Source organism: Lysinibacillus sp. C5.1 (assembly GCF_016350185.1).
Taxonomy (GTDB): domain Bacteria; phylum Bacillota; class Bacilli; order Bacillales_A; family Planococcaceae; genus Lysinibacillus; species Lysinibacillus sphaericus.
This window is the reverse complement of sequence record NZ_CP066226.1, coordinates 1,839,313-1,855,010: the sequence shown is the minus strand read 5'-3', so window position 1 is coordinate 1,855,010 and position 15,698 is coordinate 1,839,313. Positions and strand designations below refer to the sequence as shown.

The window sequence follows — 15,698 nt, the reverse complement described above, 5'->3', positions numbered from 1 at the left end:
AAGAGTGAGATTGACCATAATCAATCCCACTCTTTTCTATTATCTGCTGCTCTGCCCACTCGGTGAGCGCTTTCCGCGACAATAATCATTTATCGTTAACTACAAATATCTTCTTATTTGTTCAGCATCATTCATACGCTCTTCAGCCTTTAAGCGTTCCTCACGTTGAGCTGGTGTCTCATCCACAATCGATTCAGGTGGCGTGACACGTGTATCCAGCGCATCCAGTTGTGCACGTTGTGATTCGACGCCAAGTGTAGCCGATGTTGGATCGATGTTGTCATCATGTTCCGCATATAATACAATGGCCCCTTCTTCCACAAGTTGTGCGTAATATGCTGTCTGACCCTCTGTCAAATCAAAACGTTTTAATCCTTCTGTAACCGCTGTTTCTCCTGTAAACCATGATTTAATTTGGTCAAACCAATTACCAGCTTCGTGGGTTTTCACATCAGCGTTCCATTTGACATCTTCCAAATCGCTAGCTTCTCTTGCAATAATATGGATTTCATCCGTGTGGTAACCTTCCATGCGCATACATTTTAAAATGTGAAACATCTCTTCTCTCGTATGTGCAACTTCAATTTTTGGGTTTTGTTCATTCATCATGTTCAATTCCTCCTAATTTGTAAGGCTTACTATGTATGTACCCCGACACTTTAAGAAAAAACCCTTTTTATGCATCCTTTATACAACTGTAATAATTGTCATCTCAATTATTATTCTGTTGCCTGTTTGTCATATTGCCTGTCCTCCCAAAATTTAAAAAACACTTGGAGCTTTAACTAAACTCCAAGTGCTCTGTATTTTAAGCGCCTTTTTTATCAAGAAAGGCTTTTAACATCCACGTATGTTTTTCAAGGGATTGATACATCGCATTCAGCAAATCTTCTGTACGGTCATCGCCTTCTTCTGCAGCAAGCTGCATCGTATTATTGATAGCTTGCATTTGCTTTTCAAAGTCAGAAATCGTAGTTGCGACCATTTCCTCTGCTGTCTCTTTTCCCGTTGCTTCTTCTACATAGGATAACTCAAGGTATTCTTTTAAAGTAGCGACAGGCTCGCCACCTTTGGATAGAATACGTTCAGCCGTATCATCAAAATTTAATGTAACCTCATTGTATAATTCTTCAAATTTTGCATGGAGTGTAAAAAAGGCATTCCCGGTTACATACCAATGATAGTTATGTAGTTTTGTATACAGTACCGACCATGTTGCTACGAGTTTATTCAATTCCTTGTTTAAATCTTGTGGCATAATTACCCCTCCAAATTATTGTTATTTATATAATTTCAGTATGCAATATACTGTCGAACCCTGTCAAGTAGACACCTTAAATAAAATAAAAAATAACAAAAAGGGTAAAAATCTTAATACACTATGTACGATTGGCATCCAAATAAAAAGAACTCTACATTGAGTACTTTGAACAAGCATACTTGATAGAGTTTGTTAAAGCATTATGTCCTTAAATTACGTATAATGGAATAAAAATGTTGGATACATCTTTCCAAAAAGGAGACTCTATGAATATTACATTAAGCCAATTGACATACGTTGATATGGAAAGTTTATATACATTCGAGCTTACTAATCGGGCTTATTTCGAAAAAATGGTACCAAGTCGTGGTGATGATTATTATGAATTTAATAATTTTCAAAAGCAAAACCTTATGCTAATACATGAACAAGAGCAAGAACGATCTTATTTCTATTTAATCAAAAATGAACTTGGACAAATCGTTGGGCGCATCAATTTAACCGACATAGATAAAAAACAACAGTTAGGTCATATCGGTTATCGAGTTGGCGATGAACATAGCAGCAAGGGCATTGCTAATAAAGCGTTAAAGTTATTATTAACAATCGCGAGCAATAAAGGCATTCGACAAATTGCTGCGAAAACAACAACAAACAATATAGCTTCACAAAAAGTATTAGAAAAAAATGGATTTATATACACTGGCACAAGTTCTGAAGAGTTTGCAATGAATGGACAAAAATTAAATTTTGTTTATTATAATTGGAACGATTCGGAGGCAAGCCGTTTGTAACAATAAGGTTTATTTAATCCTAGTATCACTTAAAATAGTAACTACTTCAACAAAGGGTTATAGCCAAAATATAGTAGTAGACGAAATAAACCGAATGCATATTATATGTACTACAAGCGTCCTTCATTTTAGCATTCGGTTTATTAATTTAGTTTATATATTTTTAGCAGTATTCCGCAATTTCTAAACTACAATCAATACTATTCCTCATTGAATAGATTTCCAACAGGATTTTTTAGAGTTGGGGTAGGCTGTGGTGCGCCCATTTGCATACTTTGTGATGGCGAAGCAGCTAGTTTCATCAATCGATAAATCCGTTTATGATTAAATTGTTTATTGTATTTATGGTTTAGATGGAGCTTCATTTTGCGATAGCCAACGTTTGCTTGTCCCTTTTCATGTAGCGCGTTTAATTCTTTTAAAATCTCGTTATTTTCAAGTTGCCTTTTTGTTGGTACGCGCTGTGTCCATTTATAATAGGCTGAGCGTGCAATTCCTGCGCATTCGCATAGTAGCGAGATAGAGTAGTTGTCGTTGTGATGCAATGCTTGAATGGCTGTATATTTATTTACATAACTCTCCTCCCTTCGATTTCCTCTAGCTTTTTTAGCAATGCATTTTCTGTACGTAGACGTTCATTTTCGCGTTCAAGATATTTTATTTCTTCTTTAAATTGTTCTTCTATTGTACGCTCCTGTTCTTTTTTAGTTCGCCCGCGTTTATCTTGTAGCGATGCTTCGTCACCCGCTTCATATTTTTTAACCCATTGGTAAACTTGTTGGTACGACACTTGAAACCTATCTGCAGTAAGTTGGTAGTTTTTATCATGCTTTAAACAAAAGAAAACGATTTGAACTCGTTCCTCTAATGTCGTTTTTCTTCCCTTTGGCATCAGTTCGGCTATCCTTTCAGCAATTCCTTTTTTATACTATTATAATAGTTAGAACAATAAACGAGAACAGAATAGTAAAGCAATATATTGTAAAAACCCCCTTCTTTATGAACTGCACCCCAATTGTTAGACACATCTAACAATTGGAGGTGCAGTTTTTAATGGCAAAATATACTGCAGAGGAAAAATTACAAGCAGCTTTACGATACTTAGAAGGCAAAGAAAGTTCACATGAAATTGCTAAATCGATTGGGACAGATCATAAGGCTATTCTTAACTGGGCTAAACAATATGAGTATAACGGTGTTGAAGCGTTTATAAAATCATATACAAACTATACAGCACAGTTTAAACTAGACGTACTAAACTTCATGATTGAGCACGGCACGTCCTTAATAGAAACAGCGGCTATCTTTGGTATAGCAGCTCCATCGTCCATTATTCATTGGCGAAAACAGTTTGAAACAAAAGGATTCGATGCCCTTCAATCAAAGGAAAAGGGGCGTCCATCCATGAAAAAAGAAACCAATAAACAACCAAAACATACACCAGTAGAAGGCTCACCAGAAGCACTTCAAGCTCGTATCAAGCAGCTTGAAATGGAAAACGAGTATTTAAAAAAGTTGAACGCCTTAGTTCAAGCCAAAGAAACATCACCAAAGAAGACAAAGTAAAGGTCATCTATGAATTAAGGCATAAATACTCGGTGAAGGCACTTGTCGAATTCGCACAGATTCCACGTAGTACGTATTATGACATAGTGAAGAAACTGAATCGTCCCGATCCAGATACCGACTTAAAGGCTGAAATTCAATCCATCTATAACGAACATGAAGGGCGTTACGGATACCGTCGCATTCGTGATGAACTCGCAAATCGTGGACGAAGAGTGAATCATAAGAAAGTACAACGTATCATGAAAACACTTCGTTTAAAGTGCGTAGTCAGAATGAAAAAGTATAAATCATATAAAGGGACAGTCGGTAAAATCGCACCGAATATTTTAGACCGCAAATTTACAGCTGAAGCCCCTAATGAAAAGTGGGTAACAGATATTTCAGAGTTTAAATTGTTTGGTGAAAAACTCTATTTATCCCCTGTTTTAGACTTATTTAACGGAGAAATTATTACTTACACAATTGGTCATCGACCAACGTATTCACTTGTCTCAGAAATGTTGGAGAAAGCATTAGAGAAGTTACCAGAGGAACGCCAATTACTGATGCATTCCGATCAAGGCTGGCATTATCAAATGAAGCAATACCGTCACGCACTTGCATCAAAAGGCATTGTGCAAAGTATGTCACGTAAAGGCAACTGTTATGACAACTCGGTGATGGAGAATTTCTTTGGGATTTTGAAATCGGAATTCCTTTATTTAAAGGAGTTCGAAAGTGTTGAGCATTTTAAATTGGAACTTGAAAACTATATAACGTATTACAATACGAAACGAATTAAGGCAAAATTAAAACTGAGTCCGGTACAATACCGAACTCAGTTTACCCAAGCTGCCTAAATGAAATAACCGTGTCTAACTTTTAGGGGTCACTTCATTAACAGAAGAGGGTTTTACTTACGTATTATCTTTATTCAATTGTTCCGCTTCTTCCAAACTTTCTTCTGCTCTTAACCGATGCTCTCGTTGCTCAGGCGTCTCGACATGATCAATCGTATCAATAAATGGTTCAGGCGCAGTAACGCGAGGTTCAAGTGGATTATGCCAATAGCGATTTTCCTCTTGATCAATCGCTATTGTTACTGGGGCATCTGTGTTGGCCTTCTCGCCAAACACAACAATAGCACCATGCTCTACAAGTTGTGCATAATAGGCCGTTTGCCCCTCACTTAAATGAAAACGTTTGACGCCTTCTTTTACAGCAGATTCACCTGTAAACCATGATTTAAACTGATCGAGCCAATTGCCTGCCTCATGCGTGTGTATATCTGTTTCCCATTTAATGTCCGCAAATGGCGTAGCGTCCTTCGCAATAATATGAATATCATTCGTGTGAAAACCTCGGTTATGCATTTGTTTTAATATTTCTAGCATTTCCTCTTTCGAGTGTGCCACTTCAATATATGGATTTTGTTCATTCATGCAATATATGTCCTCCTATTTTTAATGGCCACTCCATACTTATTCGTATCAGAGGAACTGCCTTTACTGTTTTTTTGTCTTCCTTTTAAAGTTATTCGTTCAGGAATGCTTTTAACATCCATGCATGTTTTTCAAGTGACTGATACATAGCGTTTAATAAGTCTTCCGTTCGATCGTCGCCCTCTTCTGCCGCAAGCTCCATCGTTGCGTTTAAAGCTTTCATCAACTTTTGGAAATCAGAAATTGTTGTAGCAACCATTTCTTCCGTTGTTTCTTTACCTGTTGCTTCTTCTATATAAGAAAGCTCCAGATGCTCTTTTAAAGTAGCTACTGGTTTGCCATCTTTGGATAGAATACGCTCTGCGATTTCATCTAAATTTAATGTTGTTTCATTATATAATTCTTCAAATTTTTCATGCAGTGTAAAAAAGGCACTGCCAGTTACATACCAATGGTAGTTATGCAATTTTGTATACAGTACAGAGTATGTTGCTACTAGCTTATTTAGTTGCTTGTTTAAATTTTGTGACATAATATCTCCTCCAATAATTCATACTAGCCTTTAGTATGCGTTGCTTTGTACTCTGGCTATACTTCATTTTTCCCTACTGACACAATTTCAAACATGTTCTGCTTCTTTTTAAAAAAAAATCATGATTTCGCTAGGCTACTAAAATCTTATTCTTCCCCCTGTAATTATTTCACTTTTCGAAATAGTTTCGTTATAATGGAATCACTTACGTTAAAAGGGGTGTTCTGACATGGAAGTATTACCATTAAGGAAAGATGTTGCAGTGGAAGAAACGTGGAATTTACAGGATTTACTTGAAAATGACGCTGATTTTGAACCTGCATTAGCTCAGTTTGTAGAAGATGCAGTAAAATTTGAAAGCACCTATAAGGGGAGCATTACGGATGCGCAAAAGGTAATTGAGGTACTGACAGCCTTTGAAGCATTACAAGTAGGCATTATCCCTCTGGGAACCTATGCGAGCTTAAATATACAGGCTGATCGTACGGATGACGTTGCACAAATGCGCGCAGCAAAATTTAGCACTGCGATTGGAAAAATTAGCAGTTCCATCGCATTCGTGAATAGCGAATTGCTTGCATTAGACGAAACCATTTTAGAGCAAGCTGCAGCGTCAAGTCCCCTATATAATCGCTATATCACACAACTGTTAAAGCAAAAGCCTCATCAACTACATCCTGAAGTAGAAAAAACGCTTGCTGCTTTGCGTTCTACATTCGACGCACCTTATGAAATTTATAACACGACAAAGCTCGTGGATATGCATTTCGGGGAGTTTGAAGCAAATGGCAAAAATCATCCGCTTAGCTATGTGTTATTCGAAAATGATTGGGAACTTGAAAGCGATCCAACGATACGTCGAGCAGCATTCAATGCCTTTTCTAACAAGCTTCGTGAGTATCAACATACTACGGCAAAAGTATATAACACGCATATCCAGCAAGAGAAAACAATCGCCGATTTACGAGGCTTCGACTCTGTCATTGACTTTTTATTATTTGACCAAGATGTCGATCGTTCGCTTTATAATCGTCAAATTGACCTTATTACAAAAGAGCTTGCCCCACATATGCGTCGTTATGCCAAGCTTGTACAAAAAGCGCATGGCTTAGATAAAATGACGTTTGCTGATTTAAAAATAGCACTTGATACAAGCTATGATCCAAAATTAACAATGGCAGAAGCAAAAGATTATGTTGAAAAATCATTAGCTGTAATGGGTAAAGATTATGAGGAAATGATTGAAAGGGCGTTCAACGAGCGCTGGATTGATTACGCACCAAATAAAGGAAAATCTACAGGCGCATTTTGCTCAAGTCCCTACGGTAGCCATCCGTACATTTTAATGTCATGGAATGAGCGTATGAACGAGGTATTCACACTAATCCATGAGCTTGGTCACGCCGGTCATTTTGTTAATGCACATGCACATCAATCGTATTTGAATAATCGCCCTTCCCTCTACTTTATCGAGGCACCATCTACAATGAATGAAATGCTATTAGCAAACTATTTATTGACACATAATGATGATAAACGCTTTAAACGTTGGGTTATATCAAACATCGTATCGAAAACATATTATCATAACTTCGTCACACATTTACTAGAGGCAGCATACCAACGTAAAGTATATGAACTAGTGGACGCTGGCGAATCAGTGAATGCTACAGTATTGAATCAATTAAAACGTACTGTTTTAGAAGATTTCTGGGGCGATACTGTCCATATCCTAGAAGGCGCAGAATTAACATGGATGCGTCAGCCTCATTACTATATGGGCTTGTATCCATACACATATAGTGCTGGTTTAACGATTTCTACACAAGTATCGCAACGTATTTTAAAAGAAGGTAGTACGGCTGTAGATGAATGGTTAAAAGTACTGCAAGCAGGTGGCACTAAATCGCCTGTAGAGCTTGCCCAAATGGCAGGTGTTGATGTCACGACAGATCAACCGCTGCGAGATACAATTGCTTACATCGGTCAGTTAATTGACGAGCTTGAAAGACTAACAGCAGAGATTGAAGTCTAATAGTATTACCATCTACGCTCAATTCAAGTGCGTAGATGGTTTTCTTTTTTTAGTTCTAAGCTAGAAAATACATACATATAATAGAATTAGGGCGTCCCTCTAATTTTTTGATATTTCAAAATAGATAATCATTTTTCTTCATACAAAAGTACCGTTATTATTAAGTGTACGCAATTTATTTAGCAAAAATCGACTAACAATTTTCAAAGGAAGTGTTTCTAATTATGGTAAAACGTAATGATCCATGCCCATGCGGTAGCGGCAAAAAATACAAAAAATGTTGTGAAGGTAAACAGCAAGTTACAGTTGAAGCTGTAGCAATCGAAGAACTAGAGCGTGTACTACAAACATTCTATTTAGAATATCCAGAACGCAAAGATGTTCGTGCTTATATCGAGCATGTTGGCACATGGCAGCCTAAATTAGAGAGCGTACTACAACGTGAGCTTATTGAAGCGATTGCGTTAGACGACTTCTTCTTCCATCAAGAGCCATCTATTTGGAAAGGGTATTTAAAGAAAACGAAGAAAAAGACGGTAAGACCTTCAACTTTAAAAGTACTTGAAGGCTGGTCACAACCTACACTCTTTATTGGTACGGTAACTGTTGTAGAGGAAAAATATTTTAAAGCTAGTCATGTTCTTTCAAATGAAGAAATTTATATCCGTCGCGAAAATGATAAGCCAATTCCTGAGGGAATGCATGTCTTTGCGTTTATCCTGCCAGATGGCACGAAGCAGGAAGCGCATTATCTAGCGGTATCAACGCTTATATTCTTCCCACATGACCATGAACAAGTATTTGTGAAGTTAAAAGAAAACTTCGAGGCTTCAAATAAGAAAGTTCAAACATTCTTAAAAGAAGATCATCTAACATTCTGGGAGCTACTTGTGTCTAACGGCTACAAGGGCGAAGAATTCACAAACTTCGAGAACGGTGTTATTACGCAAGTTAAGGAATTCCTTGAACAAAATGAGCGTGAAACAGCACCGATGCTTGAACTATTAGAGGATTACTTAATCGAAGGACAACCCTCTGCACGTAAAGAAGCGGCCATCGCAGCAGGTGCTATTCGCTACGGTCAGGAAAAAGAGCTATTTGAATCACTTTCTATGACAGTCAAAGAAATTGCAGCGACTTTCGATATTTCCCCTTCCTCTTTAACAAAATACTACCAAGATTTAAGTCAATACGCTTCAACAAAATAAAAAACAAAAACAAGTGTTAGATTGAGTTACAATCAATCTAACACTTGTTTTGCTAAAGCGGTATTTGCCTTCTATCCGCGATTTCTTCTGTTTTACCCGCGTTTGATGGACCTCTATCCGCGATTTACACTGTTTTACCCGCGTTTCAAAAAATAAATAGAAAAAAGCTACGTTCGTTATCTGCATAATAACAGATAACAAGGTAGCTTTTTCTATGGTAACCAACCAATTTTATTATTTCCGAACATATAGTTATTTATGCAAGAAAAGCACTACATATGCTTAATTTCATGCATAAAAATTTCTTATTGGATATTTTTATGTGAGTTCTCACAATCGGCGCCTTATTTGCTATACACTTTCATTAGCTCTTCCCCTAAAAACTGCAGTCGCTCTCCTACTGTACACGCCTCAATACAAAAACGATGGGCCCCTTGTTTCCCACGCTCTTTCCGCAGTTGCTTAATGACTAAGCAATCAGCACAGTACATATCATGTAGTTCATCAATATCTTTCATAACCGTCACTTTATCCATTAAGAACATTCGCCCCCTTCACGTCCAAATTTCATGTCTTTCTATTATGAAGTCAACATTGTGTTCAAGCAACTATTTTGTTCATCCTAATTTAACAAAAATTGTTTCAATCATTTGGAGGTTGTCAAACAGCCCCATTGCTGTACAATAAAATGGAAGTCTAATCGCAAAGTAGGGATTTTCATGTTAGAGGTCTATATCGATGCGGCAAGTGCAGGTAATCCTGGCCCTAGCGGCATTGGCATTTTTATTAAAGGAGAAGGCCATCACGTACAAATTAGTGAGTACATCGGTCATACAAATAATCATATCGCCGAATTCACCGCATTAGTACGGGGCTTAGAAGAAGCACAAAAACTAGGTACAAGCATTGTCTCCGTCCGTTCCGATTCAAAAGTGGTCGTTACATCTATAGAAAAAGAATATGTCAAAAACGAAGAATTTAAACCTTTTCTTGAACAAGCATTAACACTTGCAAATAATTTTGATTTATTTTTCATCAAATGGATTCCAGATGGGCAAAATAAAGCAGCAGATGCACTAGCACGCAACGCTATTCAAAAAGAAAAAAATTAAAAAAATAGGGGGACCGCCCGCTAAAACAAGCAGTCCCCTATTCGCTTATTTTATTTCATTGTACGTTTCTAAAAGTCCACGATAAGAACTTTCTTCGGAAAACTGTAATTTCTCATTTTTACAAAACTCCACAAAATTAATAAATTCCTTTTTCACTTCATTTTTGAAAAGTTCAATAGGAACTAGAAAGCGTTGGTGACAATCTAGTTGGATTTCATAAAACTCACCAACTTCTTGAATTACCGTATCATTATAGGAAGCATTATCTAAAAAAACAATTCCATGACTTCTTCCATCATAGTGATTATTAAAAATATAAATTAAATCACTCCACGTTTCTAATAAACTTTCCGTTATTTGCTCTTCGCCAAAAATCACCACATTATTATAAATTAAGCTCACAAAGCCACATAAGTAATCACCCTCGTTTTCTTCTAATATCTTCTGTGCCTTTTCCACAGCTAATGGATTGGTAATAGGAAAACTTTCGATTTTATAAACAGGAGCAGTTATATCTTCTTCTCCTATAAAAGTCTCGATTTTTAGTTTATTCATAAAAAGCACCACACTTTTTTGAAAATGAGTTCCAAGTTTTTTAAATAATACTGTATATTGTGGGACTGCTCATTGAAAATAAACAGTCCCTTGTCTGTATTTTTACCTTTCAACTTCTTTCATCTTCATCATAAAGTAATTCATCATACGTTTCTAAAATTCCACGATATAAACTTTCTTCGGTGAACTGTAATTTTTCATTCTTACAAAACTCCACAAAATTAAGAAATTCCTTCTTTACCTCATTCCGGAATAGCTCTATAGGTACGAGAAAACGCTGTAAATGATTTAGTTGAATTTCATAAAAATGGCCAATTTCTTGAACTAATGCATTGCCCTTGTAATTATCTAAAAAAGTAATATCAATACTTCTTCCATCATATCTATGGTTTAAAATATAGATTAAATCACACCACGTATCTAATAAATCTTCCGTTAATTGTTCTTCACCAAAAATCACCATCTCATTATAAATCAAGCTTACAAACCCACTTAAGTAATCTCCTTCGTTTTCCTCTAAAATGTTCTGCGCCTTTTCTACTGCTAATGGAGAGGTAATAGGAAAACTTTCGATTTTATAAACAGGAGCAGTTATATCTTCTTTCCCTATAAATGTTTCGATTTTTAGTTTACTCATACAAAGAACCACACTTTCTCATCATTTTCCAACTGGAAAAGCTGAATTTACATGACCATACTTATTAAGCCTAACTTCATATTCAATTCTGTTTACTTTTGCTCGCACATTTATACCTTGAATATCATTTAATCTTTTAGATATCGCAAATTTATTATTATTAATTACTGTAGTGACAATATTTTTAATATCATGAACCGATAAATCTGGATCAAAAAACGTTTTCCCTTTATTTCCAGTCCAATAATTTGGATGATGATTTTCTAGAATATGTCTCATTTTAGCTTTCGTAAAGTAAACCTTTTTACCACCGCCTACATCCAAAGTGATATCTGTAAAGTTGGCTACAGCCTTTTTCGCCGCATCTTTTGATTTACTAAAAAATGTACGTTTGCCAATTTTCAGAACCTGTTTAAAACCAAATTTTTGTACTGTATATCTAACGACCGCACCACCGATTAAGTATACCAATGGCGGTATTACGTGTGCCTGTAATCTTGCTGGATTGCTTTCATACGTTTCATCCGTTTCTAAATCCGTAAAGATTGTACTATAATGGTCATCTTCCAGTTGTTGCATCGTCACACGATAATGGTTTTGCTCAACAGTGCCGTTTTCTTCGATGACACTATCGATTAATATGTCTTCGCTTTCACTATCAAACTTGATGTCTAAATCCGCTTTCAAATCCTCGGACTCAAAAGTTGTTTGGACAAGTAATTCGTTATCATATATTTCAATATTCCGAATATTTACCGTACTATCGTCTGAATAAATAAGATTTTTATTTAATTCATCGTATAGTTCTTGTTGGTATTCTTCTGTATTCACATCCTGTATTTCATCTATGGAAATCATCACAATAGGCTCATCAGATACTACATCATATTCCTGTGCAGAAATCAAATTGGGTGCAATATTTGCAAATAGCAACGCTGCAATAATAATAGATATAAAGTGTTTTTTCCATTTCATCGTTTCATTTCTCCTTTATTATTGTATAAATATCGTACCTTTGCCATATTCAACTTCATTCCAAAAATCTTTTGTCACAGTATATTGTTGTAAGATAGCGTTAAAATTTTCTTTTGACTCAACCTCCTTATATATTTCTTTCAACTGAATGAATAGATGTGTTGCATAGGCAGCTGCAAAAGAGGTTCCCGTAAAGACAGATGCTTGCCCATTATGATGAATACTTTGTACATTCTCCCCGTTAAAAACATAATCAATTTTTCCAATAGCTGAAAAAGAGGATCGTTTATTTTTTTCATTAATAGAACCAATTGACAATACACCAGCCAATTTTGCTGGATAGTCAGTTGCTAAACCATATGTATTACCTGCTGCGGCGACAATAGTAATTCCTTGTTCTACTGCTTTTTCAATAATAGATTCTAGTTCAGCATTGGGCGTTTGAAAGCCAAAACTAATATTAATGAAATCTACCTGTTTATCTATGCACCATGTAATAGCTTCTATTAAATGATCAATGGAGCCATTGCCTTGTGCATCTAAAAGTTTTATATCGTATATTTTTAATTTAGCTTTTGCTTCTCCTACAATAATTCCCGCGACTGGCGTACCATGATTAAAATCATCCTTAATTTTTTCCCCAGGATGCGTTAAATTGACTTCTTCAAATGCGACACCTTGAAAGACATCCAAATCTTTATTTATACCACTGTCCAGTACAGCAACTTTTATATATTCGCCGTCACTTTTTATTGCCAATTGTCCGAAGGCAAAATAACAAAGAATGCAAATAATCAATGACAACAATACACTAAATTTTTTATTGATAGTGTTCGCCACCTTATTATGTAGTTGTTAAAAAATATTTCCAACATGGATTTCGTAAAGAGAGTTATTCTGTAGGGTTTTTCGAAGACAAATGAAGTTTTTCAATAATTTTTTAGATTATTCTAAATTATCTCCATAAAGGTTGTCAATCAATTTAATGTAGATTTCCATGCCAATTTTAATGGCGTTTCCTATTAGTTTAGTGGCGTTTTCTGTAGGTTTTGTGGCGATTCCCGAGGGTTTCGTGACGTTACCTGAAGTTATACTGGCGATTTCCTCATGACTCTATCAACAAAAAAGCCATCTCAAATGAGACAGCTTCTAGATTATTTTAAATTCCTTTGTAAAAATGCTTTTGTCCGTTCGTGTTGTGGATTCGTAAAGAACGCTTCTGGATGGTTGGCCTCGATAATGTCGCCGCCGTCCATAAAGACTACTTTGTTTGCGACCTCTCGTGCAAACCCCATTTCATGTGTCACAACAATCATTGTCATTTGATCTTCCGCTAAATCTTTCATGACTTTTAATACTTCACCTGTCAGTTCAGGATCGAGGGCAGAAGTGGGCTCATCAAATAATAAAATTTGTGGGTTCATCATAAGTGCTCGTGCAATAGCCACACGCTGTTTTTGCCCTCCAGATAGATTCGCTGGATAGGCCTGTGCCTTATCAGCAAGACCAATTTTTTGTAATAAGTCTTGACAACGTTTTTTAATTGCATCCGATGACTCCGTTTTTAGTAAGCCTGGTGCAATTTCAAGGTTTTGTTGTACTGTTAAATGAGGGAATAGGTTAAAATGTTGAAATACCATGCCCATTTTTGCGGTAATTTTTTTAATGTCTTGTTGCTTAGCATATGCCCCGTTTTGCACTAAATAGTCACCATCTACACAAATGCTGCCGCCATTAATTTCTTCTAAATGGATTAAGCTTCGAAGCATTGTACTTTTACCCGATCCAGAAGGCCCAATAACAGCCACGACATCATTTTTCTCTACGTTCAATGTGATGGTCTTTAGCACCTCTAACTTGCCAAAGGATTTCTTCAAATTCGATACTTCAAGCAATGCCATCTGTGTCCACCTCTATTCAAATTTAAACCGTTTTTCTAGCCACTTAAAGAATACCGTTAAAACAAGCGTCATAACCAAATAAATAGCGCCCGCAATAAAGAACGGCACAATGGTAAAGTCACGGTTGACAGCTGTTTGTGCAAAATGCAGCAGTTCAGGTACAGCTACCGCATAAAGAAGTGCTGTGTCTTTAATCAATGTAACAGATTCATTCGATAAAGCAGGCAACGCTACACGGAACATTTGTGGCAATATAATGCGTGTTGTTGTTTGCCATTTTGACAGACCTAACACTTGCGCTGCTTCGTATTGGCCTTTATCAATTGCTAATAAGCCACCACGGAATATTTCTGCAAAGTAGGCAGCATAATTTAAAATAAAACCAAGACATGCGGCGACAAAGCGGTCAAGTACCAGATATTCACCGATTACCGGCACCATCGGTAAACCGAAGCAAATTAATAACAATTGTAGTAATAGCGGTGTACCGCGCATGACATAAATATACGTATTGGCTAGCCAAGACAGTGGTTTGATACGGCTTTTCACAGCTAATGTAAGCAAAAAACCTAGTGGAATCGATACCAAAATGGCAATAATGAACAGCAACACCGTCATTTTTGCGCCTTCAAGCATCGGCAAAATCATTGTTTGCCAGTAGTCCGCCATAATTATTTTCCCTCCAAAAAGATAAGAGTTTCACGAGGAAACTCTTATCGACTGATAACATTCAATTAAAACGTGCCGCATAAGTACACGATTTATTACCATTATTTTAAAACCTTATTTTCACCAAACCATTTTGTTGAAATTTCTGCGGCTGTGCCATCTTCATTCATTTTATCTAAAGCGGCTTGCAGTTTTTCTAATAATGCTTCGTTACCTGGTTTGACACCAATTCCATATTGTTCTGGTGCTAATGATTCATCTAATAATTTGAATGTGTCAGGCTCTTGCGTCATGTAATATTCTGCTACAACAGCATCAATAATGACTGCATCTACACGCCCCGTTTTTAAATCTGTTAAAGCTAAAACATTGTCTGCAAATTCTGTTACGTTTTTCACTTCTTTGTGAATTGGATTTGAATTCAGTGCTTCAGCAGCAGATGATTGTGATTGAATACCGATTTCTTTTCCTGCTAAATCACTTAATTTTTTAATAGACGATTTATTTAATATCATTACAGCTTGTGAGTTTTCTAGGTACGGTTTTGAAAATAAAACCTTTTCTTTACGCTCATCTGTAATTGTGTAACCATTCCAAATTACATCGATACGACCGCTAATCAATTCTGCTTCTTTCGTTTTCCAATCGATTGGTTGGAATTGAGCTTCCATTCCCATATGTTCAGCAGCAGCACGTGCTAAGTCAATATCAAAACCAACGATTTCATTTTTATCATCACGGAATCCCATTGGTGCAAACTTGTCATCGATTCCTATAATAATAGTATCTTTGTCTGTTGCTTTCGTTGTTTCCTTCGAGCTATCCGTCGTACTCGATTTATCTCCAGAATTACCACAAGCTGCTAAAGCAAGAATAGCTGTAAGCATAAAAAGTAGTGTAAAAATACGCTTCATGATTTAATATCCCCTTACATTGTAATTTGTTTTATAGCAAAAACTACACTTTCTCTTGCTAAACTACTAATGTGTTAAAGAATATCAAACTGGCGCATTATTGTCAATATCCTGA

Annotated in this window: 19 protein-coding genes; 5 read left to right on the top strand and 14 right to left on the bottom strand. The window is 36.3% G+C overall.

What is annotated here, in order from left to right:
• Positions 1-99: 99 nt before the first annotated feature.
• Both I5435_RS08725 and I5435_RS08720 read right to left on the bottom strand, forming a co-directional pair.
• Entirely contained in the window at positions 100-609 is a 510-nt protein-coding gene (locus I5435_RS08725; RefSeq protein WP_024363455.1) for a general stress protein, read from the bottom strand.
• A 199-nt stretch (positions 610-808) separates the two neighbouring features.
• Positions 809-1,258, bottom strand: coding sequence for a Dps family protein (locus I5435_RS08720; protein WP_024363454.1), 450 nt, complete (start codon positions 1,256-1,258; stop codon positions 809-811).
• Positions 1,259-1,527: 269 nt separating this feature from the next.
• Here I5435_RS08720 and I5435_RS08715 point away from each other — a divergent pair, with 269 nt between their 5' ends.
• Entirely contained in the window at positions 1,528-2,055 is a 528-nt protein-coding gene (locus tag I5435_RS08715; RefSeq protein WP_108030513.1) for a GNAT family N-acetyltransferase, read from the top strand.
• Between the two features lie 200 nt (positions 2,056-2,255).
• Here I5435_RS08715 and I5435_RS08710 read toward each other — a convergent pair whose 3' ends face one another.
• Positions 2,256-2,600 carry an IS3 family transposase gene (locus I5435_RS08710; protein WP_167492662.1) on the bottom strand — a complete coding sequence of 115 codons (345 nt, stop codon included), beginning with the start codon at positions 2,598-2,600 and terminating at the stop codon, positions 2,256-2,258.
• 23 nt (positions 2,601-2,623) lie between these two features.
• Positions 2,624-2,947: a helix-turn-helix domain-containing protein gene (locus tag I5435_RS08705; protein WP_107894120.1), complete on the bottom strand. Its 324-nt coding sequence runs from the start codon at positions 2,945-2,947 to the stop codon at positions 2,624-2,626.
• Positions 2,948-3,108: 161 nt separating this feature from the next.
• Here I5435_RS08705 and I5435_RS08700 point away from each other — a divergent pair.
• Positions 3,109-4,463 (top strand): IS3 family transposase gene (locus tag I5435_RS08700; RefSeq protein ID WP_337982349.1). Its coding sequence is split into 2 segments (ribosomal slippage): positions 3,109-3,562 and positions 3,562-4,463, totalling 1,356 coding nucleotides; the frame shifts between segments, so codons are not numbered across the junction.
• A gap of 57 nt (positions 4,464-4,520) precedes the next feature.
• Here the strand turns inward: I5435_RS08700 and I5435_RS08695 are convergent.
• Positions 4,521-5,045 carry a general stress protein gene (locus I5435_RS08695; protein WP_108030511.1) on the bottom strand — a complete coding sequence of 175 codons (525 nt, stop codon included), beginning with the start codon at positions 5,043-5,045 and terminating at the stop codon, positions 4,521-4,523.
• 91 nt (positions 5,046-5,136) lie between these two features.
• A complete protein-coding gene (locus tag I5435_RS08690) occupies positions 5,137-5,577 on the bottom strand; it encodes a Dps family protein (RefSeq protein WP_024363449.1) in 441 nt (146 codons plus the stop codon).
• A 229-nt stretch (positions 5,578-5,806) separates the two neighbouring features.
• Here I5435_RS08690 and pepF point away from each other — a divergent pair, with 229 nt between their 5' ends.
• Positions 5,807-7,612: an oligoendopeptidase F gene (gene pepF / locus I5435_RS08685; RefSeq protein WP_108030510.1), complete on the top strand. Its 1,806-nt coding sequence runs from the start codon at positions 5,807-5,809 to the stop codon at positions 7,610-7,612.
• 224 nt (positions 7,613-7,836) lie between these two features.
• On the top strand, positions 7,837-8,820 hold the full coding sequence (locus I5435_RS08680) for an SEC-C domain-containing protein (protein ID WP_024363447.1): 984 nt from the start codon (positions 7,837-7,839) through the stop codon (positions 8,818-8,820).
• A 344-nt stretch (positions 8,821-9,164) separates the two neighbouring features.
• On the opposite strand, the gene I5435_RS08675 is transcribed toward I5435_RS08680, so the two are convergent.
• A complete protein-coding gene (locus I5435_RS08675) occupies positions 9,165-9,356 on the bottom strand; it encodes a zinc-finger domain-containing protein (protein WP_024363446.1) in 192 nt (63 codons plus the stop codon).
• 183 nt (positions 9,357-9,539) lie between these two features.
• Between I5435_RS08675 and I5435_RS08670 the strand changes: the two genes are divergently transcribed.
• Entirely contained in the window at positions 9,540-9,932 is a 393-nt protein-coding gene (locus I5435_RS08670) for a ribonuclease HI family protein (RefSeq protein ID WP_024363445.1), read from the top strand.
• 45 nt (positions 9,933-9,977) lie between these two features.
• Here the strand turns inward: I5435_RS08670 and I5435_RS08665 are convergent, their stop codons facing one another.
• The 7 genes from I5435_RS08665 to I5435_RS08635 form a co-directional block, all read right to left on the bottom strand.
• The gene (locus I5435_RS08665; RefSeq protein ID WP_337983606.1) at positions 9,978-10,487 is read right to left on the bottom strand and encodes a hypothetical protein; all 510 of its coding nucleotides are present in this window, start codon (positions 10,485-10,487) and stop codon (positions 9,978-9,980) included.
• 109 nt (positions 10,488-10,596) lie between these two features.
• A complete protein-coding gene (locus I5435_RS08660) occupies positions 10,597-11,124 on the bottom strand; it encodes a hypothetical protein (protein ID WP_337983605.1) in 528 nt (175 codons plus the stop codon).
• Between the two features lie 21 nt (positions 11,125-11,145).
• A complete protein-coding gene (locus tag I5435_RS08655) occupies positions 11,146-12,099 on the bottom strand; it encodes an SAR2788 family putative toxin (protein WP_337983604.1) in 954 nt (317 codons plus the stop codon).
• Between the two features lie 18 nt (positions 12,100-12,117).
• The gene (locus I5435_RS08650) at positions 12,118-12,858 is read right to left on the bottom strand and encodes a S8 family peptidase (RefSeq protein ID WP_337983603.1); all 741 of its coding nucleotides are present in this window, start codon (positions 12,856-12,858) and stop codon (positions 12,118-12,120) included.
• Positions 12,859-13,253: 395 nt separating this feature from the next.
• A complete protein-coding gene (locus I5435_RS08645) occupies positions 13,254-14,000 on the bottom strand; it encodes an amino acid ABC transporter ATP-binding protein (protein ID WP_024363439.1) in 747 nt (248 codons plus the stop codon).
• Between the two features lie 12 nt (positions 14,001-14,012).
• Positions 14,013-14,669 carry an amino acid ABC transporter permease gene (locus I5435_RS08640; protein WP_025219199.1) on the bottom strand — a complete coding sequence of 219 codons (657 nt, stop codon included), beginning with the start codon at positions 14,667-14,669 and terminating at the stop codon, positions 14,013-14,015.
• 101 nt (positions 14,670-14,770) lie between these two features.
• Positions 14,771-15,583 (bottom strand): amino acid ABC transporter substrate-binding protein, encoded by an 813-nt coding sequence (locus I5435_RS08635; RefSeq protein ID WP_024363437.1) that lies wholly within the window; start codon positions 15,581-15,583, stop codon positions 14,771-14,773.
• Positions 15,584-15,698 lie beyond the last annotated feature (115 nt).

Bases quoted from the DNA above. Each gene is read 5' to 3' on its own strand.
- I5435_RS08725 (WP_024363455.1), bottom strand. From the start codon at position 609: ATGATGAATGAACAAAACCCAAAAATTGAAGTTGCACATACGAGAGAA.
- I5435_RS08720 (WP_024363454.1), bottom strand. From the start codon at position 1,258: ATGCCACAAGATTTAAACAAGGAATTGAATAAACTCGTAGCAACATGG.
- I5435_RS08715 (WP_108030513.1), top strand. From the start codon at position 1,528: ATGAATATTACATTAAGCCAATTGACATACGTTGATATGGAAAGTTTA.
- I5435_RS08705 (WP_107894120.1), bottom strand. From the start codon at position 2,947: ATGCCAAAGGGAAGAAAAACGACATTAGAGGAACGAGTTCAAATCGTT.
- I5435_RS08695 (WP_108030511.1), bottom strand. From the start codon at position 5,045: ATGAATGAACAAAATCCATATATTGAAGTGGCACACTCGAAAGAGGAA.
- I5435_RS08690 (WP_024363449.1), bottom strand. From the start codon at position 5,577: ATGTCACAAAATTTAAACAAGCAACTAAATAAGCTAGTAGCAACATAC.
- pepF (WP_108030510.1), top strand. From the start codon at position 5,807: ATGGAAGTATTACCATTAAGGAAAGATGTTGCAGTGGAAGAAACGTGG.
- I5435_RS08680 (WP_024363447.1), top strand. From the start codon at position 7,837: ATGGTAAAACGTAATGATCCATGCCCATGCGGTAGCGGCAAAAAATAC.
- I5435_RS08675 (WP_024363446.1), bottom strand. From the start codon at position 9,356: ATGGATAAAGTGACGGTTATGAAAGATATTGATGAACTACATGATATG.
- I5435_RS08670 (WP_024363445.1), top strand. From the start codon at position 9,540: ATGTTAGAGGTCTATATCGATGCGGCAAGTGCAGGTAATCCTGGCCCT.
- I5435_RS08665 (WP_337983606.1), bottom strand. From the start codon at position 10,487: ATGAATAAACTAAAAATCGAGACTTTTATAGGAGAAGAAGATATAACT.
- I5435_RS08660 (WP_337983605.1), bottom strand. From the start codon at position 11,124: ATGAGTAAACTAAAAATCGAAACATTTATAGGGAAAGAAGATATAACT.
- I5435_RS08655 (WP_337983604.1), bottom strand. From the start codon at position 12,099: ATGAAATGGAAAAAACACTTTATATCTATTATTATTGCAGCGTTGCTA.
- I5435_RS08645 (WP_024363439.1), bottom strand. From the start codon at position 14,000: ATGGCATTGCTTGAAGTATCGAATTTGAAGAAATCCTTTGGCAAGTTA.
- I5435_RS08640 (WP_025219199.1), bottom strand. From the start codon at position 14,669: ATGGCGGACTACTGGCAAACAATGATTTTGCCGATGCTTGAAGGCGCA.
- I5435_RS08635 (WP_024363437.1), bottom strand. From the start codon at position 15,583: ATGAAGCGTATTTTTACACTACTTTTTATGCTTACAGCTATTCTTGCT.